Origin of the sequence: Limosilactobacillus gastricus DSM 16045 (assembly GCF_001434365.1) — a bacterium.
GTDB lineage: Bacteria > Bacillota > Bacilli > Lactobacillales > Lactobacillaceae > Limosilactobacillus > Limosilactobacillus gastricus.
In genome coordinates, this window is the sequence record NZ_AZFN01000004.1 from 59116 (window position 1) to 82183 (window position 23068).

Here is a 23068-nt window from a genome sequence, read left to right on the forward strand (position 1 = left end):
GTCTTTTTTGGTATGTTTGGTGTAACTAAGTAAAGGTCAGTGATAAAATATAAAGGTTATCAATAAACAAAATGAGGTTCTCAGTAATGAGAGTTATTAAAAACTATCTTTATAACGCGGGGTATCAGGTTCTACTGATGTTTACTCCGTTAATTACAACCCCATATATTTCCCGTGTGCTAGGTGCACACTACACAGGGATTAATGAGTATACCAATAGTTGGGTGACTTTTTTTTATCTAATCGGTCAAATGGGGGTAATTCTATATGGCAATCGAGAGGTTGCATATCATCGCAATGATAAATATAAACGATCGAAGACCTTTTGGGAAATTGAATTATTACAAACTTTTACAATCTCTATTTCGCTTTTGGCATACTTAATTGCTGTATTTATCTTTAGTACCACTTTTAAAGAATATTTCTTATTACAGACTCTTTGGATAATTGCGACAGCTTTAGATGTTTCGTGGTTTTTTATGGGAATGGAGGATTTTAAGAAGACAGTAATTAGAAATACGTTTGTTAAAATCATAACCATTACCTTCATTTTTATTGTAGTTAAATCTAGTGCTGATTTATGGAAATATATTCTATTACTTGGATTGGCACAGGTTCTAGGTAATCTGACACTATGGCCGTATTTAAAAAAGATGATTATTCGGATACCATTTCGAGATATCCACCCCTTCCATCATTTCTATCCTGCTTTTCTGTTGTTCGTTCCTACTATAACCACTCAAATTTATTTGGTTGTTAATCGGTTAATGTTAGGGCATATGGCCACACCTGCTGATTTAGGGAATTTTACATATGCTGATCGATTGGTAAAATTAATTTTAGCTTTGGCAACCGCGACAGGATCTGTTATGTTGCCTAATGTTGCTCAAAAATTTGCTAATCATGATTATAAAGGAGTTAGAGATAGTTTATATAAGTCATTTGATTTTGTTACTGCAATTTCGATACCGATGATGTTTGGTTTAATGGCGATTGCTGTTAAGTTCGCTCCATGGTTTTTAGGATCGCAATATGTTGATACCGGATTGATTATGGTGATTGAAGCGCCAATCATTGTTCTAATTGCTTGGAGTACGGTTACCGGGAATCAGTACCTAATGCCAATTGATAGGGTTAAGGAATATACGGCGTCAGTTACTGCTGGTGCGGTAGTAAATGTGATTGCTAACTTATTTTTAATATATGCTTATAAAGCAAACGGAGCTGCGATGGCAACGGTTATATCAGAATTAACCGTGACTGGATTCCAGTTGTGGTGTATCAGAACGACTATTAGTCGGCGGAAATTATTTTCTGGTTTCTGGAAATATTTGTTATGCGGATTGGTAATGTTTAGTGCTGTCTATGGTTTAAATCAAATTCTTCCGATGAATATTTTTACCTTAGCACTTGAGATTGCAACTGGGGCATTAGTATATGTTGGCAGCGTTTGGATTATCCGAGCACCAATTGTAAAAATGGCGATTGAGTTAATGGGGAGAAAGTCGTGAAAAGTAAACGATTATTGTATATTGATGTTTTAAATTGCTTAGCAATATTTGGTGTCTTAGTTCAGCATACAGCCCAAATTGCCTATCAAGGTGATCCTAACCTTAGAGTTACGATAATTGGCAATATTTTACAAAGCATTTTTATACCTGCGGTTGGGATTTTTTTAATGAATTCTGGTGCTATGCTGTTAGATTATCGAAATCGTCAGAGTACTGAAACCTTTTTTAAGAAACGAGTAAGTCGGGTGTTAATCCCTTTTCTATTATGGAGTATCTTTTATTACTGGTATGGTCATAACTACTATGCTTTCCCGGGTGTTTTTCATCATAATATTTTTACTCTCCATAACTTTATCCAATCGTTTATCGATAATAAAATAAACAGTTTATTTTGGTTCTTTTATGTTATCATTCAACTTTATATTGCTACTCCGGTACTTTCCGTTTTGACAAAAAAACATCATAATTTGATTGCTTATATTGTTTATATAAACTTGATTATCGTTGGTGTTTTTCCATACTTATTTGGGTTGAAACATTTTGATTTGACCAGTGGTAACTTAAGCGTGCCAATCTTGGTATCATCTTGGTTAGGGTATTTTGCAATGGGATATCTGATAAAGGTTAATTATTTTTCAAATAAAATAGAAAATATATTTATCGCTTTCGGTGTGGTGACCTTTATTGCAAACATTATTAATGATATTTTGAAAATGCAAAATGTATTGTTTAATAATATTTCAACAATGTTTTACACCTTTGCGCTATACTTTATAGTTAAACGTGTTTGTGAATATATTAGTGACCATCAAAGATTTGACTTTCTGCATCAATGGTTTTCAGTTTTATCTTCAGCATCATTAGGTATTTATATTTTACATCCGATGTTCCTACAATTGTTAGATTGGCTAGCTTTTCATGCAACGCCAAAATATTGGAACCACTACTATCAGGTTTTACAAAACCCTATCCATATATACCTTTGGCCTTTTGTTCTATATGCAGTTCTGACAATACTGGTAATTATGGTCAAGAAGATTAAATTTATTAAATATATATTACCTTAGTTTAATATTACAAATCATTAACAAAAAATCGACTCCTTTTTCAATTGCTTTACAAGTTGGGAGAAGGGGTTATTTTTTTTTGAAAAGTTAGTTATACTTTTTAATAGAATTTTTATAGTGAATAAGGAGAATATAGATGGGGAGTTCAAAACGGTTTAAATTATATAAAAGCGGGAAGAAGTGGGCAATTGCAGCTATCACTACAGCTACAGTTGCGTTAGGAATTACGGCTTTATCTACTAATGCCAATGCTGATGAAGTTACTAATGCCAATAGTGATAGTTCAGCATCTGATCAGGTAGCGACTAATTCTGGTTCTGCTATAACTTCGGCGCAATCTGTAACGTTAGCTACGGTTAGCACATCCTCTCAAGCTAGTTCCTCATCTACTGCATCGTCTTCTAGCGATGTAAAAAATGGTTGGGTCCAAAATGATCAAGGATCTTGGACTTATTATACTAATGGTACAACTTCTAGTGGTCGTGATTACGTTTATTTACCAACCATTAACGGGACAAACTCTAGTGATAATAACTGGTACTTAACTGAAAACGGAACAGCACTTTCTGGAGTTCAACAATGGGCCGGAACTTATTATTATTTTGATTCAACTACGTATCTTCGGGTGGATAACGATTATCGTCAGTCACAATGGGGTGATTGGTATTTATTCGGTGACGACGGTAAGATCAAAACTGGTGTTCAAAAGTGGGCTGGGACATATTATTACTTTGATCCAACTACGTATCTTCGGGTAAATAATGACTATCGCCAATCGCAATGGGGTGATTGGTATCTGTTTGGTGATGATGGAAAGATTCAAACCGGTGTTCAAAAGTGGGCTGGGACATATTATTACTTTGATCCAACTACGTATCTTCGGGTAGATAACGATTACCGCCAATCGCAATGGGGTGATTGGTACATGTTTAGTGATGATGGTAAAATTGTGACTGGCTTAACTGAATGGTATGGTCATTACTATTACTTTGATCCAGTTACTTATTTGAAGGCTACCAATACGACTTTTGAATATAACGGAATGAGTTTAAAAGCTGATTCAGAAGGAATTGTAACAGGTTCTACTAATCATTCTCAATTCTTATTAAGCATTTATCAAGCGGCAATTGATGGTTGGAAACAATATGGTGTTTTGCCATCAGTTACTGCAGCTCAGGCCATTTTAGAAAGTGCGTGGGGACAATCGGCTTTAGCTACTGAAGGACATAATTTATTTGGAATTAAGGGTAGCTATAATGGCCAATCAATCACAATGAGGACGGCTGAACAAACTTCAAGTGGTTCCGTTTATTACGTAAATGCGGCCTTTCGATACTACCCAAGTTACTATGAAAGTGTTGTTGATCACGGAAACTTCTTATATAGCAATAGCCGTTATAGTAATTTGCTGTGGCAAACTAATTATGCAACTGTGACTTCGTTACTTCAACAAGATGGGTATGCGACCGCGACTACTTATGCTTCTAGTTTAAATAATGTAATCAATACATATGGGTTAACCAGCTGGGATTATGCTGCTTTCTAATTAATGTGAATATTCTTCCGTTGGGTGAACGTTAATTCGTTCACTTTTTTGTTACATTAACATTTCATGAATTTTACAAAAATTATTGTTGGTTAACAAGTTGCCAGAATTTAAAGAAAACATTAGAAAGTATGCTAAAGTATTAACATCAAGAAAAAACATAGAAGTTTCATAGACCTAAACGTCTAGAAAGGAATTGTTTAATTTATGGATACTAAAAAGCATTACAAGTTATATAAAAGTGGAAAGCAATGGAAGACAGCTGCTCTAACTGCAGTTGCAGTAGTAGCTGGATTAGTTGCTACGAATGTAACCGCTAATGCTGATACAACTGCAAGTACTGATAACAATACTGTTGCAAGTTCATCTGTAACAACTACGGTTAGTTCAGCAACCAGTGCTTCATCAGTAACCTTGCAAACAAGTACTTCAAGTCAAGGAACTAGTTTATCTGTTGCTGCTAGTTCTAGCTCAGTTGTGGTTTCTAGTAGTACAGCAGCGTCTTCAGCAACTACTGGTTGGCAAGAAACGTCTACTGGTTATACATACTATAATGAAGATGGAACGACTACTGAGGGTAGAGCATACTCATACTTACCTACTATTGGAAGTACAGATTCATCAAGTTATAATTGGTATTTAACTGATAACGGGAATGTCCTTTCTGGAATTCAAGAATGGGCAGGAAGTTACTGGGATTTTGATACTGATACATATACTTTGCATACTCAAGACGATTATGTCCAATCTCAATGGGGGGAATGGTACAAGATTGGCTCTAATGGACAAGTTCAGAGTGGAGTTCAACAATGGGCCGGGACCTACTATTACTTTGACCCAACGACTTATTTACGGGTAGATAATGATTATCGTCAATCACAATGGGGTAACTGGTACCTTTTTGGTGACGACGGTAAGATCGAAACTGGAGTTCAACAATGGGCCGGGACATACTACTACTTTGATCCAACAACTTACCTTCGAGTAGATAATGACTACCGTCAATCCCAATGGGGTGATTGGTACATGTTTGGTAGTGATGGTCGAATTGTTTCGGGATTATATGACTGGATGGGATCAACGTACTACTTTGATCCTTCAACATACTTAAAGGTCACAAACACTTCGTTTACGGTTAATGGAGCTACTTATACTGCTGATGCTAATGGTGTCGTAACTAGTGATGCTACTACCACTGCTGTTGCCAAGGCTATGACTGCATTAGGTATTCCATACGTCTGGGGTGGTAACACAACTGCCGGCTTTGACTGTTCTGGTTTGGTTCAATGGGCTTATGGCTTAAGTTCAGCCTACCGGACGACTTACACGCAACAAACGCTTGGAACGCATGTTTACTCAAATGTTTCGGCTGCTCCATATGGGGCTCTGCTCTTCTTCGGTAGTGATAGTGCGCCATACCACGTCGCTATCTCCTTAGGTGATGGGACATACATTAATGCGCCAGAACCTGGTGACGTGGTTAAGATTAATTCCCAAAAATACTTCGCACCAAGTTATTATGTAGTGATTGGACAATAGAGGTTTGTCTTGAAAACTGTTATAATAAATACGGGTAAGAAATACAGAGGGAGAAAAATTATGAAAAAAAATAAGATGTTTACATCAATGGCAGCTGTTGCTTTAGTTTTGTCTTTAGCTGCCTGCGGTAAGAGTGCAACTGACAACTCAACCACGACGAGTGATGCTGATTCAGTAAGCTCGCATAAAGTTGCTAAGAGGAGTTCAAAGAGCTCGAGTTCAACTAGCAAAGATGCAACTAGTGATGACAACAGCAGCTCAGAAACAAGTAGCAATAATTCTAGTTCTGCTACTAAGAATAGTAGTTCGACTTCTGCTAGTGCACAAAGTGTCAACAAGACTAATACTAGTTCCAATTCATCAACGTCGACGGAAGTTGCTACATTTACGGCTGCTGATGCGCGGACGGTATTGAAGCAACACTTTGGAAATCAAGCTGGTAATAATCAACAAGATGCGTCAACCACGCAAAGTCAGGTCGATGCGGTGGATAACTTAGCAGCTTCATACAACGGTGATAATACTTGGACCTTATCTGGAACGGTTAATGGTCAACAAGTATCATATACAGTTAGCCAATATGGTGTTCAATAAGATTAATTGATTAGGTATAATAAAAGGCGGTACGATTAGGTATCGTCTTTTTATTTAAAGGAGAGGCTATGAATAAATTATCAATTATTGTTCCTTGCTATAATGAGCAGGAATCGATTCCACTATTTTATCCAGCTGTCGAAAAAGTTGTTAATAAAATCGAGGGATTAGATGTTGAATATTGGTTTGTTGATGATGGCTCAAAAGATAATTCATTAGCCGAAATGAAACAGTTGCATCTAGAAGAACCATCACGGGTTCATTATGTGACCTTCTCACGGAACTTTGGAAAGGAATCCGCCCTGTACGCAGGTCTTCAAGCCTCTACAGGTGATTATGTCGTGGTAATGGATGTTGACCTGCAGGATCCCCCATCATTTTTATCGGAAATGTATCAAATCCTAACCACAACGGATTATGATTGTGTAGGTACTCGGCGGACAACGCGAACTGGTGAGACGAAACTTAAGTCATTCTTAAGTGATAAGTTTTACGACGTGATCAATAAAGTTTCCAATACCAATATCGTGAATGGAGCTCGTGATTTTCGGATGATGACGCGGCAAATGGTTGATGCGGTTCTTTCAATGACCGAATATGATCGCTTTTCCAAGGGTATTTTTTCTTGGGTCGGTTTTAAGACTAAATATCTGGAATATCAAAATATTGAACGGGTAGTGGGGACCACAGGTTGGTCCATGCGGAAACTATTTTCGTATGCTATGGACGGCATCATTGATTTTTCTCAAGCCCCGCTTTCTATGGCCGTTTGGTTAGGGAGTGGCGCTTTCGGCCTATCCATTTTAGGCATCATTGTCGTTATTATTCGACGACTCTTAGTTCCTTCCAGTAGTACCTTTGGTTGGGCTTCGTTAGTTTGTATTATTTTAATGATAGGTGGTTTACAATTACTTTGTATCGGAATTATCGGCAAATACATCGGGAAAATTTACATGCAGGTAAAAAACCGGCCAATCTATATTATTAAGGAAAAGAAATGATAAAAGAACATCGACAAATTCTCTTTTGGTCACTAGAATTATTAATTTTAGCGGGGCTCTTATGGGTTGGTAGTCAGTTACAGTTTGTATTAGAACCAATCATTACTTTTGTTTCTGCGGTTTTTGTTCCCTTGATTATTTCAGTGTTTCTATACTACATGTTAAGTCCCTTGATGAATTTAATCATGAAGCTAAGAATTGGTCCCTTCAAGATTCCACGCTCCCTAGCGAGTCTATTCATTGTTTTATTGCTGATTTTGTTGGTGGTTGGGGGGATCAGCGCCTTGATTCCTTCAGTAATTAACGAATTTAATCAGTTAATTCAATGGCTACCAGGCGCCGCCAAGCAGGGACAAGAGCTCATCAATCAATGGTCGCACTACAAATGGGTTAAACAGATTGACCTATCTGCTTATTACGATCAAATTAATCAATATTTAACTCGCTTTGCGAAACAAGCTGTGACGACTTTATCGTCTAGTGCGGGCTCAATTATTGGAACGATCACCAGTACGGTTATTATTACGATTACCGTGCCAGTGATGCTCTTTTATATGCTCAAGGATGGCCCTAAGCTAGTCCCAAGTATCCAAAAGATTTTCAGTCCGCAACGTTCGCAAGAAGTTAGTGATCTTTTGCATCAGATGAATCGGACTTTATCAAGTTATATTTCGGGGCAGGCCATTGAGTGCTTATTTGTGGCGATTGCCACCTCGATTGGCTATCTAATTATTAATCAACCGCTGGCCATTGTTTTAGGTGTCATTGCCGGAATTGCTAATATGGTGCCATATGTGGGCCCATATATTGGGATTGCGCCCTCTTTATTAGTGTCGATTGCCATTGCCCCTAATAAAATTATTTGGGTGATTGTCGTAGTAGTCATCGTCCAACAAATTGATGGGAACATTATCTATCCCAACATTATTGGTCGCTCGCTTAAGATTCATCCATTGACGATTATCGTGCTATTACTAGCGGCAGGAAATATCGCCGGAATTCCAGGGATGATCTTATGCATTCCTTTCTATGCGGTTATTCGAACCGTGGTAATCTACTTCTGGAATATTTGGCAATTACAATCTGAAAAACAAGAATAAGTCAAAAGCGCCTTGCCGGAGCAAATCCAGCAAGGCGCTTAATTTATCAATATCCGTAACCAGTACTAGTTCCATATGTTGAACCATAAGTTGTACCATAAGAACTTCCATAAGAGCTCGAAGTCCCATAAGAAGATCCATATGAACTGGAACTCGATGGGATCGTAAATTCAGTATTGTTGTACCCATCATAAGAAGTGTAGTTAACATTATAGTTATACAACTTCGTTTCGTTATTAGTGACCTTCTTAGCTTTTAAGCCAAGGGCATGGCGTACTAATTTTGAAACCCGGTTAATTTCCTTAGTAGAAGCAATTTGATATGAGGTGCCATCAATCGTCGCATCCTTACCAATAAAGTGGTAGGTCTTAACGTTATTCATAGCAACCTTATAGTTGGAATAGATCGTTGAAACACCGCTTAATGGAATATTAGTTTTAACACCAGATTCCACGGCATCTAGCATCTTATTAAAGGCTTTCAGGGAAGCGTTCTTCTTGAAGGATTTGATGATACTTCCAATGACCTGTTGTTGCCGTTTTTGACGACCGTAGTCATTATTAGGATCGTCATAACGCATCCGCGAGTATTTCAAAGCATTTTTACCATTCAAGTGTTGCTTACCTTTTTTGAGGGTATGACCTTCATAAGTAAACTTAAATGGATTATCAACATCAACCCCACCGACAGCATCAACAATCTTTTGGAGAACGCTCATGTTAACTAAAGCATAATAATCAACTGGCACGCCAAGTAATTCCTTAATTTGTTTAACGGATTGTTTAGCACCACCAATTGAGTAGGCAGCATTAATCTTAACGTATTCAGTATCACCATCCGAAGTCGTAACCTTAACTAAGGTATCCCGAGGGATTGAGGTCATGGTGATTGTTTCTTTTTTCGGATTAATCGTGATTAATTCAATTGAATCGGTATTTCCGTCACCCCAAGTGGATTCAGAACGACCCAGGGCCCCTTCATCGGTTCCCATTGCTAAAATAGAGATGGGTTTACCTTCCCGGAGTTTTTTAGAAACTTTCGCTGAGTTCGAAAAAACACTCGAAGCGGTTTGTTGCAATTGATAGTATTCATAACCACCTAAGACCGCGATCAACAAGACAAAGATGACAACGACACGCCGAATCACTCGGTAAACTCGATTACTATTGTGATAAGGTGGTCGTGGATTCGATCCAGTTGGCTCTTGATCATTGCGATTATGCCGATAACCAGATCGAGATTCAAAATCATTATTCATGATAATACCTCTAATTTTTACTTAACTATTGTAATTTAGCACAAGCGACGGGACTTATCAATCCACTATTCTAGAACTTAAGAAGAACTTATCAAGAAGATCGATGACTTTTTAATGAATATAGTAATTAGCTTTTAAGTATTATATAATGAGAAAGATTATGTGCATGAAAGGAAGCAAGTCATGACAGGTAAGCAAAACCTAGCCACTGCGGTCAATCAACGAAGGACCTTTGCGATTATTTCCCACCCCGATGCTGGAAAAACCACCATTACGGAACAATTACTGCTCTTCGGAGGCGTGGTTCGCGAAGCTGGGACCGTTAAAGGACGGGGAAGTAATAACTTTGCCAAGTCGGATTGGATGGAAATTGAGCAAAAGCGGGGGATCTCGGTCACTAGTTCCGTGATGCAATTCGATTATGCTGGCAAGCGAATTAATATTTTAGATACTCCCGGGCATGAAGATTTTTCAGAAGATACTTATCGAACTTTGATGGCAGTGGATTCTGCCGTTATGGTGATTGATGGTGCTAAAGGGATTGAGCCACAAACCCGGAAACTATTCCAGATTTGTAAGATGCGGGGGATTCCCATCTTTACTTTTATAAATAAATACGATCGAGATGCTCGTGAACCCCTAGATTTAATGAATGAGATTGAAGAGACCTTGGGTATTGAAACTTATCCGATGGATTGGCCAATTGGGATGGGTCGGCAATTCATGGGGGTCTACGATCGTCATAACCATCGGGTGGCCTTAACTCACCCTCAAGATGAAGCTAATCCCTACTTGCCATTGAACGACCAAGGAAAAGTAATTGGTGAAAATCCATTAGCTGGGTCTGGAGAATGGACGGATGCCCTGGAAAGTATGGAACTGATCAATGAAGCCGGGAGTGAATTTTCGGCTGACAAAATTGCAGCTGGTGATCAAACCCCTGTTTTCTTTGGCTCGGCCTTAACTAATTTTGGGGTTAAGACTTTCTTGGAAACATACTTACAATATGCACCGGCTCCAAGTGCACACAAGACCGAGACAGGGGAAGCGATTGATCCATTATCAACTGATTTTTCGGGCTTTGTCTTTAAGATTCAAGCGAACATGAATCCCAAGCACCGGGATCGGATTGCCTTTGTACGAATTTGTTCGGGGGAATTTGATCGGGGCATGGATGTGACCTTGGAACGGACACAGAAACCATTACGGCTCTCAAACGTCACTGAATTTATGGCTAATACGCGCGAAAACGTTGAAACGGCGGTTGCTGGTGATATTATCGGCTTGTATGATACCGGTAATTTCCAAATAGGAGATTCCATCTATACCGGAAGGACCCCAATTAAGTTTGAAAAGTTACCACAATTTACCCCTGAATTGTTTGTTCGAGTATCGGCAAAGAATGTGATGAAACAAAAGTCCTTCCATAAAGGAATTAATCAATTAGTTCAGGAAGGGGCCGTGCAACTATATACTAGTTACACTACGAATGATTACATTTTAGGAGCCGTTGGACAGTTACAATTTGAAGTTTTCAAATTCCGGATGCAAAACGAATATAATTCCGAAGTGATTATGGAACCAATGGGGAATAAAACTGCCCGGTGGATTAATCCGGATCAGTTAGATCCTAAGATGTCGTCGACACGGAATATTTTAGTTAAGGATATAAATGGAGCGCCGTTGTTCCTATTTGAGAACCAATTCGCGGAAAATTGGTTTAAGCAGAAGTATCCAGATGTTGAGTTGGAGAAGAAGTTGTGAGTAATATTTCAAATGATTTAAAAAATAGCAATAAATTCAAGTTACTATCCCTTGTTTTATCTTCAATAGGAATCCAAATAGGTTATCCTGCGCAATTATCAACTTCTGATAGATTTTTATATACTAATCAGATAATGGTGATGTTTTCTCTTTCTTTGGTAATCATAATATATTTTTTGGGGATAAGAAGAAACTTTAAAATAAAGAAAAGGGATAGTGTAGTAGGATTTTTATTTTCTTTTTTGTATAACATTTCATATATACTGAGCGCAGGTCAAATCAATGAAAATGTGAATGGTTTATATTTGAAAGGATTGTACTATTTAAAAAGCTTTCCTAACCTAATACTTACAATAGTAGCATTTTTAAGTTGGTGGTTTATCTTTACTAATTTAAATAGCATTATTGGAGAATATTTACCTGTTTTGGTTAGAAAGGACCAGTCATCTAATTACTGGGTAATCCTAATAGCACTCCTAATAAGTTGGGCTTTGGTTATTATAGTATATTTTCCTGGACAAGTGAGCTGGGATGCTATGCGCCAATTTTGTGAATATGAAGGAACTAAATTAACTTACATAAAGTTTACTTATGTTCCGACGAACCACCACCCGTGGTTTACCACGTTGATTTTTGGTGGAGCTTTTAGTATTGGAAGAAAAATAGCAGGTGTGAACTTTGGTGTATTCTCGGTTGTTATTTTGCAAATTTGTATTACATCTACTATCTACTCATCAGTTATTAAATATGTTTGGAATACTATTGGAAAAATTGGTGGACTAATTTCATTTTTAATCTTCGCTAGTCCTATTTTTAGTACTTATGCCATTACAATTGATAAAAGTTCAATATACTATTCATTATGTGCGGCTTTCTGCTTGATATTTATAAAGATCATAGATGATATTAGGGAAGAAAACAGTAATTTTAAACTCTATTTTTTATTTGTGGTGATTTCTTTTTTATTTATGGAATTTAGAAATGATTCTAAGTATATCGTTTTTATTTCTTGCTTATCTTTATTAATATATTCTTTGTTTTTGAAGAAAAAAATAGTTTATCTTTTAGGTAGTCTGGTTATAATTCTTGGTATGGCTTTCTCATGGAATATGTATCTAAAACAAAGAAAAGTTATTACAGGATCAATAAGTGAAGCTTTAACAGTACCAACAAGACAATTAAGTTATGTATTAATTAATGACGGGAATTCAATAAGCAAGCAAGATAAAAAGATCATTAATCGGATCACTCCGTTAAATGAGGTTAAAAAAACATTTAATCTTAATAATGCCGATGAAATAAAAAATTTGTACCCTATGAATACTTTTATTAATAACAATCAATTGATAGAGGAGATAAATAATAAAGAGAAAACTATCGTCACTACTGATAGGGAAAAAATAGAAGTAAAAAAATATCTATTAACATGGTTTAAAGTAGGAATTCATCACCCGCTTCAATATGTTGCAGTATACTTAGCTGCTAATAGTCATTATCTTAACCCATTTATGGATTCCGGGAACTACAATGGTTTATTTATTAATGATCCCAGGTTTAATAAAATAGTGCAACCTTCTTGGTTTTCTAATTATCAACCAATTTTTAGTAATAAGATAAGAACTAGTTTCCTAGTCGTTATACAGTTATATCTTTCATTCCCGCTTATTTCACTAATTTTAAACGTTGGTTTTACTTTATGGGCAACGATTTTCTTAGTGGCATATGGGTGGGATAAAGGAAATAAATATATTATTTTAGGTTTCATTCCTTTAATTTTTATGGTTGATCTGTATACTGCAACTTCGATAAATGGATATACCAGATATACTATTGGGGCTTTAGCTTGTCTTCCGATAATGGCTACCTATGTACTTAAGGAGAGGTCGAAAGGATAAATATATGGATAAATTAGCAATTTTGATACCTTGTTATAATGAAGGAAAAACCATCGGAAAAGTTGTCGCCGACTGTAAAAAGGCGATAAATGGGATATCAGATGCGAATATTTATGTTTATGATAATAATTCTTCGGATGACACTGTAAAATTAGCACAAAAAGCGGGTGCAATTGTCCGGCATGAATATCTTCAAGGGAAGGGTAATGTTATTCGACGTATGTTCAGAGAAATTAACGCTGAATGTTACATTATGATAGATGGTGATGATACCTATCCTGCTGAAGAAATTCCTAAAATGGCAGAGTATGTACTTAATCAGAACTATGATATGGTTGTTGGTGATCGGCTTAGTTCTAGCTATTTTGAAGAAAACAAGCGTCCATTCCATGGGATTGGTAATAAAGTAGTTCGGGGAAGTATTAATTTCTTCTTTAAAAATGATATTCGTGACATTATGACCGGTTATCGGGCATTTAGTAAAAACTTTGTTAAGACTTACCCGGTTCTTTCAAAAGGATTTGAAATTGAAACCGAAATGAGTATTTTCGCGATCGTCAATAATTTAGCCGTAAAAAATCATGTTATTGATTATCGGGATCGTCCAGAAGGTAGTGAATCCAAACTGGATACTTATTCAGATGGGTTCAAAGTTTTACGTTTAATTGCCACTCTTTATCGAAATTATAAACCACTACCCTTTTATGGATGGTTATCATTGTTATTAGTGGTAATTTCTATTGCTTTCTTTATTCCCCGAGTCTTTATTCCTTACCATATGACGGGGAAGGTTTTAAATATGCCGACTTTGATCGCTTGTGGCTTAATATTTTTAGCAGCAATTATGTCTTTTTATAGCGGACTCATTCTAGATGCCATTCAACGGAAAGAACGTCGTGAATTTGAATTTAGGTTACAACAGGTTAGTGAAAATCAAAATAAACAATAAATGGAAATTATGAAAAATTACATTATTTCTTTAAAAGATCCTTCTGGTAACGTTGGTGGCCCGAAGGCAAATATGGATAATATTAAGTTCTTAAAAGAACAAATGGGCTTTCAAGAATTCTGGCTTGATTATGGTTGGAAAGATGGTTTTTGGTGGCACCATAATTTATGGGATTGGATCAATACTCGTTTACACAAGTATCAGTTATCACATTCAATTTTGCCAAATTTTTTTAAAGAACATCCTGATATTGACAATGTCGTAATCCAGTACCCTTTATATTCAAATAAGCTGGTTAAACAAATTGCCGATAGTGTTCATCAGAACAGTCATGCTAAATTGTACTTTATCATTCATGACGCTGAAATGATTCGTTTGTATGCGGATGAACCGGAAAAAGGCCAGGCAGAAGTTGATTCGTTCAATTTGGCTGATGGGATTATCGGTCATAATACCAAAATGAATGATTTCTTACGCCAAAATGGGGTCAAAGTGCCTTTAGTGGATTTAGGAATTTTCGACTATGATAACCCACAACCAATACAGCCATATCATGGCTATGATAAGTCGGTTTGTTATGCCGGTAATCTAATTGATGCCGTCTTTTTGGATAATGTCCATCCAACAAATCGATTTGATTTATTTGGACCTAATCCAGCGGAGCAATACAATGATGGTCTTAACTATCGTGGACAATTTTTACCGACAGAATTACCGAGCCATATGGATGAAAATTTTGGTCTAGTTTGGCATGGTACTAGTGTTGATACTTGTGATGGAACCTTCGGGCGTTATTTAAAGTGGAATAATCCGCATAAGACTTCACTATATTTAAGTTCGGGCCTTCCGGTGATTATTTGGGACCAAGCCGCTTTGGCCGACTTTGTGATTGAAAATGGTGTTGGAATTACAATTAGTAGTTTAAATGAGTTAAATGAGAAACTTGATGCTTTGACTGAAGACGAGTATCGACAGATGCATCAAAACGTGGAGAAAATCGCTAACCAAATGCGGTCTGGATACTATATCACTCATGCCATGCAAAAAATGTTAGCAACTAGCGAGGATTAGCTATATGAAACCAATTTGTGCGATTGTGGTAACCTACAACCGAAAAAAATTACTTCGCGAATCGATTGAATCGCTCCAAAATCAAACCGTCAATAATTTTGATATTTTAGTTGTTGATAATGCCAGCACTGATAACACAAAGGAATATATTAGTGATTTGATTGATAATCAACAGATTCTGTACGAGAATACCGGTGCCAACCTGGGTGGATCGGGTGGTTTTAATTTTGGTTTAAAAGCGGCTTGTGAACGTGGCTATCAATATGTTTGGTTAATGGATGATGATACTATGCCAACTCCCACTGCCTTAGCGGAATTATTGAAGGCCGACCAATTATTAGATGGTAACTACGGTTATCTTGCAAGTGAAGTTTTATTTACTGATGGTCAGCCATGTAAAATGAATGGGCAAAAAATCTATAAGAAGTGGCCAGACGAGTCGCAATATATTAAAGATGGGCTTGTTCGCACCATTCAGGCAACTTTTGTTTCCTTCTTTTTGAAAACGTCTACTATTGAAGAAGTGGGTTTATCTTATAAGGAATTTTTTATTTGGGGTGATGATATGGAGTATTCTAATCGGATCTCAAAACGTCATCCTAGTTACTTAGTTGGTAAGAGCATCGTAATTCATAAAACCAAAGATAATAATGGATCTAATCTATCAAAAGATGACGGTAGTAAGTTATGGCGTTACAAATTAGCCTATCGAAATGAATGTGTTATAGCACGCTCAAATGGACTATATGGTCGTTGTTTCCAATTTGCGAAGGTTAATTGGAATATTATTAAGGTATTACGGTCTGATCAACCGTACAAGTTGAAGAAAATTTGGATCATTATTTCATCTTCAATTCGTGGGATTTTCTTCCGACCAAAAATTGAGTATGTGAAAGTGAAGACGAAAGGGTAATAATGAAGAGAAACATAAGCTTAGATATTCTTAGAATCTTGGCGATCTTTTTTGTTATTATGGCTCATGTTTTCGAAGATGCCTATAACTTACCAGACCTTGAACATTTATCGTTTTCGAATGTTGATGCTTGGAGTGCCTACTTGGGCTTTACATTTGGGAGATTAGGTGTTCCAATCTTTTTAATGTTAACTGGTTATTTTTTAGTGGATCGGGATTGGACTCAAGAAAGAATATCTCAATTTTATCGAAATAACCTGTTGAAACTATTCGTTACTTGGGAACTGTGGATTGCAATTTACTTTTTATATAGTCGTTTCTACCTACATGCAAACGTTGACGGAGGGACCTACTTTCAGCAAGCGTTCTTTGTTGAGCCGGTCAATATGCCTAATGCTTGGTATATGCCGATGATCCTGGGAATTTATTTGTTCTTGCCCCACGTTAGCATCACTATCAAGCAAATGAATTCTAAAATACTTATTTTTATGTCAGTTCTGCTAGGGATTTATCTATTCTTGGTACCAACTATAAATCAAACTTTGCTGATTTTTAAATTACCAGCAATTAGCAATCAGCTTGATCTATCATTCAGTGGTGGCTATTATGCCATGTATGTGGTCTTAGGTTACTATATGAAAAAATTAAAGGATCAAAATTTTCGCTTACCTTGGGGCCTTGATGTAATCGTAACGATTGCTCTAATAGTTATGACTGCTGGCTATCAAGTGCTAGCATATCGTCATGGAGTCTCATACAACGTCTGGTATGATTTTATTATGCTTCCACTGGTATCGGTATTTTTGTTCAGTCTGTTTAACAGACTGAAAATAAAGGTATCAGGTACTAAAGCAATTGTAGACATTTCGAATAGTTCGTTTGGAATATTTTTAATTCATTATCCAATTTTTGTTGCAATGAAGTATTACCTGTTACCATTGCATAAAAATTTTGGTTATCTAGTTCTTTTATCATTAATAGTCTATCTTGTATCTTTGTTGATTGTTTATCCACTTCAAAAGACCCGATTGGGTAAGTGGATTTTCTACAAGTAAAATTTAATATAGTTAAGGGCTTCTTTTATTAAACATGATGATTCAAGGGACGTTTCTGGTTACATTATGATTACAAAGATGACTGCTCGATAACATCTTTAAAGAATGGTTATAATCTTAAAAAAATCGTGATATATTTGGGAATGTCGAAATAAATATGAATCATTTAAGATTTGGAGGAGCTTTTTTTATATGGAAACTAAGAAACGTTTCAAACTATATAAACACGGTAAAACATGGTGTATGGCTGCTTTAACTACGGTTGCTGTCATGGCCGGATTATCATACGCTACAGTATCAGCTAATGCTGATGATACCAATGGAACTACTGTTCAATTAGGACAAACTACCAGTAACTCTGCTACTACTGATTCTTCACAAGCAACTAGTGCTACTACTAGTTCAAGTACTGCAGATTCATCTAGCGAAAATAGAACCCAAGGTTCATCAAGTTCAACCAGTAATAATATCGATAGTTCATCGTCTTCAACCACTACATCAACTGATACAGTATCAGCTACTGGATGGAGAAATGAAAATGGAACCTGGAAGTATTATGAAAACGGGTCAACAAAAATTAATCAAGAAGATTATGTATATTTACCATCCATTACCGGTACAAGCACGAATGCCTACAATTGGTATTTGATGGGGTCTGATGGATCAGCTTTATCAGGAGTACAACAATGGGCCGGGACTTATTATTATTTTGATCCAGTAACCTACTTACGGGTGGATAATAATTATGTTAAATCTCAATGGGGTGACTGGTACTTATTCGGTAACGACGGTAAGATACTGACTAAAGTCCAACAATGGGCCGGAACTTATTATTATTTTGATCCAGTAACCTACTTACGGGTAGACAATAATTATGTTCAATCCCAATGGGGTGACTGGTACATGTTCGGCTCTGACGGTCGGATTGTTACGGGATTAAAGGCTTGGTATGGTTCATATTATTACTTTGATCCAGTTACCTACTTGAAAGTAACTAACAAGACCTTTACCGCTGATGGCTTAACGATGACGGCAGATAGTGAAGGCCGGATTACAATCAATGCTGATTTAAACAGCAATTCCATTAATAAATATATTCTTGACAATAATTTAAGCCCAGCTCAAATTGTCTTTGATTATGTAATTCCAACCGATTTGACGGGCTCATATTCTGGGACAAGTGATGGCAAACCAAATATGGTGATTGTCCATGAAACTGCTAATCCAAGTTCTAATATTTGGAGTGAAATTAACTATATGAAGAACAATTACGATTCTGCTTTCGTTCACGCTTTTGTGAATGGAGATAATATTGTGGTTATTTCTTCAACTGATCGTGAAGCTTGGGGAGCTGCTTATCCAGCTAACGGTCGGGCAATCCAATTTGAACAGGTTGAAGTGCATAGTGCTTATGATTTTGCTAAAGAATTACTAAATGCGGCATACTTTACCGCTACGGAAATGAAACTTTATGGGATGACGCCTTCATTGGCTTCTTCTGATGGTAGCGGAACATTATGGTCACATGCTGATGTTTCAAATTACCTCGGGGGGACTGATCATACGGACCCAATTAGTTATTGGAGTAGTGCTGCTCGTAATTACTTCGGAACGACCTATACAATGAGTGATTTCTATCAACTTGTTTTAGAGCAATTTAGTAAATTGTGAAATACCTTTTGTCACCTATTATTTATTGCTATAATAAGAAGGTATAAAATTAAAGGGGATTTAAAATGGAAAAGAAACGTTTTAAGTTATATAAAAGTGGTAAGAAATGGTTAACAGCAGCTATTGCTGTGACAGCATTCACTGCTGGAGTATATTCAGCAACGAATGTTGCTAGTGCGGCTACTGAAAATGATAGTCCTAGCACAGAAATGAATGCTGATGGAAATTCTTCTGCTGGGTCATCAGCTGGTAGTGCTGATGGAGATGTTGAATCAGGGAATAATAATTCTGGTAGTGACTCTGCTACAACACCAGAAAGCGGGAGCAGCACTCCAGATTCAGGCTCAGCTACTCCGAATAGCGAGTCTCAAGAAAATCCTGGTTCTGACGGTAATAATCCAGAGTCGACTGAGTCTAATGAAAATGGTGGTGGAAGTAGTGTGGCCGCCGAAAGTTCAACCTCCAAAAAAAAGATCGTATATGCCGATGCTGTTTGGACTGAGACGGAAACCACTACTAATGGTGAAACCACAACTACTTGGACCTACAATAACCCAACTTGGGAAGGTGAAGTATATGTAAACTTAAACACTATACCTGGTGATGATGGCAGCAGTACAGGAACTCAATGGTATTTAATGAATGGTAACCAGGTATTAAGCGGAGTTCAAGCATGGGCCGGGACCTATTACTACTTTGATCCAAAGACCTATACACGGGTGGATAACAATTATGTTAAATCCCAATGGGGACTTTGGTACATGTTTGGTACCGATGGTCGAATTGCTACGCGGGTTTACCAATGGGCTGATACGTACTATTATTTTGATCCAACTACTTACCTTCGAGTAGATGACGATTATCGCCAAGCCCAATGGGGTGATTGGTACATGTTCGGCAAAGATGGAAAGATCGTGTCTGGCATGTACACTTGGGATAAGAACGATAAGACCTATTACTTTAACCCATCTACTTACTTAGCAATTACCAATTCATATTCATACGTTGATGGTAACTGGTATATGTTTACTGAAGACGGTTCCATGGCTAGTGGAGTTTATCAATGGGCCGGAACCTATTACTATTTTGATCCTGTTACGCATCTCCGCGTTGACAACGCTTATGTTAAGTCCCAATGGGGCGATTGGTACATGTTTGGTTCCGATGGTCGAATTGTAACGGGCTTTAAAGAATGGTATGGATCATATTACTACTTTGATCCAGTAACTTATCTTAAGGTAGTTAACGAACTATTGACGGTTGATGGTAAAGAATACTACTTTGACGAAAACGGTGTTCGTTACACTAATCAATGGTTAACGAAGGATGGTCACGTCTACTACTTTGGTAGTGATGGCGCCATGTTGAAGAACACGACCCAATACATTAATGGTAAGGAATACTACTTTGATGCTAATGGGGTTGCCTATAACGTTAATAACGGTTAATCGGATAAAGAACTCTCTGATCATTCAGGGGTTCTTTTTCTTATGAAGGTCAATAGCTAGCTTCAAACCACTATTTATAGTAAAATAACACCAGTAATATTAATGGAGGTAACGATCATGGCAACAGATGAAACAATGTTTTACGATTTTAACCAAGGTCGTCCGCAAAGTGTGGAAGCAACCTTAAAGACGGTCTATGATGCCTTAGAAGAAAAGGGATACAAGCCGATTAATCAGATTGTCGGTTATTTAATGTCCGGTGACCCGGCTTATATTCCACGTCTGCATGATGCGCGGAATTTAATTCGGCAATATGAACGAGATGAGATCGTCGAAGAACTAGTGCGGTCTTACCTTCACCATAATGGGGTGACCGATTAATGCGATTACTGGGATTAGATGTTGGTTCAAAAACCGTTGGGGTAGCCCAAAGTGATCCTTTAGGTTGGACGGCCCAAGCGGTAGAAATTGTTCCGATTAACGAAGCTGAGAAAGTCTTTGGTTTGGAACGAATCGCTGAATTAGTGAAAGAACGCCAAGTAGCCGGCTTTGTTATCGGCTTGCCCAAAAATATGAATAATACTGAGGGACCTCGTGTGGAGGCCTCACGGCATTATGGCGAACTTTTACAGGCTAAGTTTCCCGACCTGCCAGTTGACTATCAAGATGAGCGCTTAACGACCGTTCAAGCATCGCGCATGTTGATTGAGGAAGCGGACGTTTCGCGGAAAAAGCAAAAGCAAGTGATTGACGAATTAGCAGCCACTCTGATCTTACAGAATTATTTAGATCGCCATGGCAAATTAACGACCAAATTGTGAGGAGAACAATGACAGAACCACGTGACGAACAAGAAGTTTTTACCCTTGTTGACGAAAACGGCAATGAAGAATTATATATGGAACTGATGCGTTTCCAATCTGACGAAACCGGGAAATGGTACATTTGTTTATATCCGGCGGAAGAAGAAAATGCTGATGAAGTCAGCATTCAAGCCTTTGCCTTTGAACAAGCTGGGGACGATGAAGATGATGAAATCGAACTTCAACCGATTGAAAATGATGTTGAATGGGAGATGGTGCAAGAAGTTCTCAATACTTTCATCGATGATGAGGGAAATGTGAATCTATAAAGAAAAGCCAGATCACTAAAATGGTGGTCTGGCTCTTATTATTGATTAGCGATCGCTTGGGCTTTTTGGGTATTACCAAAATGTAATTTGGCGAAGTGACCAAGCTGTTGGCCTTGACGGATTAATTTGGCGGCCACCTCATCCACGGCGTGATTAGCGCCAATTGGAATGGTCATACCGGCATCATTACTGAGCGCATCCATTGCCTGCAAGGAATAATAGCGGGCAACGATCGAAGCAGCGGCCACGGCAACGTGAACTTGTTCGCCCTTAGTCCGAAAGTAAACCTTATCTTTGACGATTTGTGGTTGCCCAGTCAAATAATGATAATAGGTCTTCGCTTGGACGAATTGATCGATTAAAATCGCTTGCGGCCTTGCTGGGGCGATCTTTTCCAGAGTTTTAGCAAGGACAATATTATGACAAAGGGCTTTTAGTTGGGCCTGATTATATTTTTGCATCCGTTGATTATAGGCTTCAGGCATGAGATTTAAGTAGGTATAAGGACAAAGCGCAATGATTTGTTCGGCCAGTTTAATAATTTGCGGATCCGTTAACTTTTTGGAATCTTGGATGCCCAGTTGAGTTAGCTGGTCAACTTGATTAGCCGCGACATAAACCGCTGCCGTCGTCAGGGGTCCAAAATAACTCCCGGCACCAACCTCATCTGATCCTAAGACGGACCAATGGGAAAAATCAGCGGGAAGACTGGGATCTTTAGTTAGATTTGCCTTTTTTTGGACCGGATTAGCTTGCCAACGTTGGGCTTCTTCTTGGGCCAGTTGGCCTTGAAACATGACCTTACGACTTTTGGTATAACCGGTCACGGTGACTCCCTTTAGTTTAGCTTGGAAGCTGGCCCCCGTGGGTAGATTTCCTTGGGTCGGGTAGGTAGCTTGCATTTTTTGAAAGGTCGCAGGATCGACCTGGATAACGACATTCATGACTCTCTCCTTCCTAATCAATACAATAGCAAAACTAGCCGGTAAATGCTAAAATATTTCTTAACTCAAGGAGGAAGCAATGATTCTGACAGTAATTATTCTAGCAATTTTAATTGCTGCTGGCCTGCGGGGCTATCGGCAAGGCTTCGTCGCTTTAGTGTTAAGCCTGGTTATCTACTTTGCCGCTTGCTTCCTGGCTTCATGGGGGGCTAATGGCTTCGGGAGCTTCTTAATGCAGATCTTCCCGCAAATCGGTTCCGATAATGCTCAAACGACTTTAACTAGTAACCTAACTTTAGCTACCAATCAACTCTTCTACCACGGGATTGCTTTTTTAATTTTATTCCTAATTGTCAATGCGCTTGGCCGTTGGTTGATTCGTCGTTTTCATTGGGTTAATCGAATTCCGTTGATTGGCTGGGTAAATCAATGGGCTGGTGGCATTGTCAATCTGGTAATTGCATATTTAATTATTTTTGTACTATTAGTTATTTTTCAAGTATTGCCAATTGAAGGCTGGCAAAACCAGTTAACGGCTTCGGGATTGGCGCAATGGATCATTCATCAAACGCCTTTTTTGACCCAGTGGTTCTTTAATTGGATTTTATAA

General features: G+C 37.8%; 21 protein-coding genes. 19 read left to right on the plus strand and 2 right to left on the minus strand.

Translation table 11 applies throughout. The features are described 5' to 3' along the window. Positions 1 to 86: 86 nt before the first annotated feature. From FC60_RS01960 to FC60_RS01990, 7 genes are all read left to right on the plus strand, one after another. Positions 87 to 1511, plus strand: coding sequence for a flippase (locus FC60_RS01960; RefSeq protein WP_056936833.1), 1425 nt, complete (start codon positions 87 to 89; stop codon positions 1509 to 1511). After that, on the plus strand, positions 1508 to 2578 hold the full coding sequence (locus FC60_RS01965; RefSeq protein ID WP_056936834.1) for an acyltransferase: 1071 nt from the start codon (positions 1508 to 1510) through the stop codon (positions 2576 to 2578). The genes FC60_RS01960 and FC60_RS01965 overlap by 4 nt, the downstream gene beginning before the upstream one ends. 136 nt (positions 2579 to 2714) lie before the next feature. Beyond that, positions 2715 to 4124, plus strand: coding sequence for a glucosaminidase domain-containing protein (locus FC60_RS01970; protein ID WP_056936835.1), 1410 nt, complete (start codon positions 2715 to 2717; stop codon positions 4122 to 4124). 207 nt (positions 4125 to 4331) lie between these two features. Then, positions 4332 to 5663 carry an NlpC/P60 family protein gene (locus tag FC60_RS01975; RefSeq protein WP_056936836.1) on the plus strand — a complete coding sequence of 444 codons (1332 nt, stop codon included), beginning with the start codon at positions 4332 to 4334 and terminating at the stop codon, positions 5661 to 5663. Between the two features lie 60 nt (positions 5664 to 5723). After that, positions 5724 to 6257 carry a hypothetical protein gene (locus FC60_RS01980; protein ID WP_056936837.1) on the plus strand — a complete coding sequence of 178 codons (534 nt, stop codon included), beginning with the start codon at positions 5724 to 5726 and terminating at the stop codon, positions 6255 to 6257. Between the two features lie 68 nt (positions 6258 to 6325). Beyond that, positions 6326 to 7258, plus strand: coding sequence for a glycosyltransferase (locus tag FC60_RS01985; RefSeq protein ID WP_056936838.1), 933 nt, complete (start codon positions 6326 to 6328; stop codon positions 7256 to 7258). Next, on the plus strand, positions 7255 to 8358 hold the full coding sequence (locus FC60_RS01990; protein WP_056936839.1) for an AI-2E family transporter: 1104 nt from the start codon (positions 7255 to 7257) through the stop codon (positions 8356 to 8358). The genes FC60_RS01985 and FC60_RS01990 overlap by 4 nt, the downstream gene beginning before the upstream one ends. A 46-nt stretch (positions 8359 to 8404) precedes the next feature. On the opposite strand, the gene FC60_RS01995 is transcribed toward FC60_RS01990, so the two are convergent. Continuing rightward, positions 8405 to 9616, minus strand: coding sequence for an LCP family protein (locus FC60_RS01995; RefSeq protein WP_056936840.1), 1212 nt, complete (start codon positions 9614 to 9616; stop codon positions 8405 to 8407). 183 nt (positions 9617 to 9799) lie between these two features. Between FC60_RS01995 and FC60_RS02000 the strand changes: the two genes are divergently transcribed. From FC60_RS02000 to FC60_RS02050, 11 genes are all read left to right on the plus strand, one after another. After that, the gene (locus FC60_RS02000) at positions 9800 to 11380 is read left to right on the plus strand and encodes a peptide chain release factor 3 (RefSeq protein ID WP_056936841.1); all 1581 of its coding nucleotides are present in this window, start codon (positions 9800 to 9802) and stop codon (positions 11378 to 11380) included. Beyond that, complete coding sequence (locus tag FC60_RS02005) at positions 11377 to 13275, plus strand: DUF6020 family protein (RefSeq protein WP_056936842.1); 1899 nt, start codon at positions 11377 to 11379, stop codon at positions 13273 to 13275. Before FC60_RS02000 ends, FC60_RS02005 begins: the two co-directional genes overlap by 4 nt. A 4-nt stretch (positions 13276 to 13279) precedes the next feature. Next, complete coding sequence (locus tag FC60_RS02010; protein WP_056936843.1) at positions 13280 to 14224, plus strand: glycosyltransferase family 2 protein; 945 nt, start codon at positions 13280 to 13282, stop codon at positions 14222 to 14224. Further along, positions 14225 to 15295: a glycosyltransferase gene (locus FC60_RS02015; protein WP_235806053.1), complete on the plus strand. Its 1071-nt coding sequence runs from the start codon at positions 14225 to 14227 to the stop codon at positions 15293 to 15295. A gap of 4 nt (positions 15296 to 15299) precedes the next feature. Beyond that, positions 15300 to 16208 (plus strand): glycosyltransferase family 2 protein, encoded by a 909-nt coding sequence (locus tag FC60_RS02020; RefSeq protein WP_056936844.1) that lies wholly within the window; start codon positions 15300 to 15302, stop codon positions 16206 to 16208. 2 nt (positions 16209 to 16210) lie between these two features. After that, a complete protein-coding gene (locus FC60_RS02025; protein ID WP_056936845.1) occupies positions 16211 to 17263 on the plus strand; it encodes an acyltransferase in 1053 nt (350 codons plus the stop codon). Between the two features lie 192 nt (positions 17264 to 17455). Beyond that, a complete protein-coding gene (locus tag FC60_RS02030) occupies positions 17456 to 18934 on the plus strand; it encodes an N-acetylmuramoyl-L-alanine amidase (protein WP_056936846.1) in 1479 nt (492 codons plus the stop codon). A 65-nt stretch (positions 18935 to 18999) separates the two neighbouring features. Further along, positions 19000 to 20382 carry a KxYKxGKxW signal peptide domain-containing protein gene (locus FC60_RS02035; protein ID WP_056936847.1) on the plus strand — a complete coding sequence of 461 codons (1383 nt, stop codon included), beginning with the start codon at positions 19000 to 19002 and terminating at the stop codon, positions 20380 to 20382. A 117-nt stretch (positions 20383 to 20499) separates the two neighbouring features. Further along, a complete protein-coding gene (locus tag FC60_RS02040; protein ID WP_040468432.1) occupies positions 20500 to 20763 on the plus strand; it encodes an IreB family regulatory phosphoprotein in 264 nt (87 codons plus the stop codon). Then, positions 20763 to 21203, plus strand: coding sequence for a Holliday junction resolvase RuvX (ruvX, locus tag FC60_RS02045; protein WP_056936848.1), 441 nt, complete (start codon positions 20763 to 20765; stop codon positions 21201 to 21203). The genes FC60_RS02040 and ruvX overlap by 1 nt, the downstream gene beginning before the upstream one ends. Positions 21204 to 21211: 8 nt before the next feature. Further along, the gene (locus FC60_RS02050) at positions 21212 to 21514 is read left to right on the plus strand and encodes a DUF1292 domain-containing protein (protein WP_056936849.1); all 303 of its coding nucleotides are present in this window, start codon (positions 21212 to 21214) and stop codon (positions 21512 to 21514) included. 38 nt (positions 21515 to 21552) lie between these two features. On the opposite strand, the gene rnhC is transcribed toward FC60_RS02050, so the two are convergent. Continuing rightward, positions 21553 to 22458, minus strand: a complete 906-nt coding sequence (gene rnhC, locus FC60_RS02055) for a ribonuclease HIII (RefSeq protein WP_056936850.1) — start codon at positions 22456 to 22458, stop codon at positions 21553 to 21555. Between the two features lie 79 nt (positions 22459 to 22537). Here rnhC and FC60_RS02060 point away from each other — a divergent pair, with 79 nt between their 5' ends. Next, positions 22538 to 23068 carry a CvpA family protein gene (locus tag FC60_RS02060; RefSeq protein WP_056936851.1) on the plus strand — a complete coding sequence of 177 codons (531 nt, stop codon included), beginning with the start codon at positions 22538 to 22540 and terminating at the stop codon, positions 23066 to 23068.

What these genes read in the sequence shown, in the direction of transcription:
- FC60_RS02050 (WP_056936849.1), top strand. Translation starts at nt 21,212, where the DNA reads ATGACAGAACCACGTGACGAACAAGAAGTTTTTACCCTTGTTGACGAA.
- rnhC (WP_056936850.1), bottom strand. Translation starts at nt 22,458, where the DNA reads ATGAATGTCGTTATCCAGGTCGATCCTGCGACCTTTCAAAAAATGCAA.
- FC60_RS01975 (WP_056936836.1), top strand. Translation starts at nt 4,332, where the DNA reads ATGGATACTAAAAAGCATTACAAGTTATATAAAAGTGGAAAGCAATGG.
- FC60_RS01960 (WP_056936833.1), top strand. Translation starts at nt 87, where the DNA reads ATGAGAGTTATTAAAAACTATCTTTATAACGCGGGGTATCAGGTTCTA.
- FC60_RS02035 (WP_056936847.1), top strand. Translation starts at nt 19,000, where the DNA reads ATGGAAAAGAAACGTTTTAAGTTATATAAAAGTGGTAAGAAATGGTTA.
- FC60_RS01990 (WP_056936839.1), top strand. Translation starts at nt 7,255, where the DNA reads ATGATAAAAGAACATCGACAAATTCTCTTTTGGTCACTAGAATTATTA.
- FC60_RS02060 (WP_056936851.1), top strand. Translation starts at nt 22,538, where the DNA reads ATGATTCTGACAGTAATTATTCTAGCAATTTTAATTGCTGCTGGCCTG.
- FC60_RS02015 (WP_235806053.1), top strand. Translation starts at nt 14,225, where the DNA reads ATGGAAATTATGAAAAATTACATTATTTCTTTAAAAGATCCTTCTGGT.
- FC60_RS01970 (WP_056936835.1), top strand. Translation starts at nt 2,715, where the DNA reads ATGGGGAGTTCAAAACGGTTTAAATTATATAAAAGCGGGAAGAAGTGG.
- ruvX (WP_056936848.1), top strand. Translation starts at nt 20,763, where the DNA reads ATGCGATTACTGGGATTAGATGTTGGTTCAAAAACCGTTGGGGTAGCC.
- FC60_RS01995 (WP_056936840.1), bottom strand. Translation starts at nt 9,616, where the DNA reads ATGAATAATGATTTTGAATCTCGATCTGGTTATCGGCATAATCGCAAT.
- FC60_RS01980 (WP_056936837.1), top strand. Translation starts at nt 5,724, where the DNA reads ATGAAAAAAAATAAGATGTTTACATCAATGGCAGCTGTTGCTTTAGTT.
- FC60_RS02010 (WP_056936843.1), top strand. Translation starts at nt 13,280, where the DNA reads ATGGATAAATTAGCAATTTTGATACCTTGTTATAATGAAGGAAAAACC.
- FC60_RS02025 (WP_056936845.1), top strand. Translation starts at nt 16,211, where the DNA reads ATGAAGAGAAACATAAGCTTAGATATTCTTAGAATCTTGGCGATCTTT.
- FC60_RS01985 (WP_056936838.1), top strand. Translation starts at nt 6,326, where the DNA reads ATGAATAAATTATCAATTATTGTTCCTTGCTATAATGAGCAGGAATCG.
- FC60_RS02040 (WP_040468432.1), top strand. Translation starts at nt 20,500, where the DNA reads ATGGCAACAGATGAAACAATGTTTTACGATTTTAACCAAGGTCGTCCG.
- FC60_RS02020 (WP_056936844.1), top strand. Translation starts at nt 15,300, where the DNA reads ATGAAACCAATTTGTGCGATTGTGGTAACCTACAACCGAAAAAAATTA.
- FC60_RS02030 (WP_056936846.1), top strand. Translation starts at nt 17,456, where the DNA reads ATGGAAACTAAGAAACGTTTCAAACTATATAAACACGGTAAAACATGG.
- FC60_RS02000 (WP_056936841.1), top strand. Translation starts at nt 9,800, where the DNA reads ATGACAGGTAAGCAAAACCTAGCCACTGCGGTCAATCAACGAAGGACC.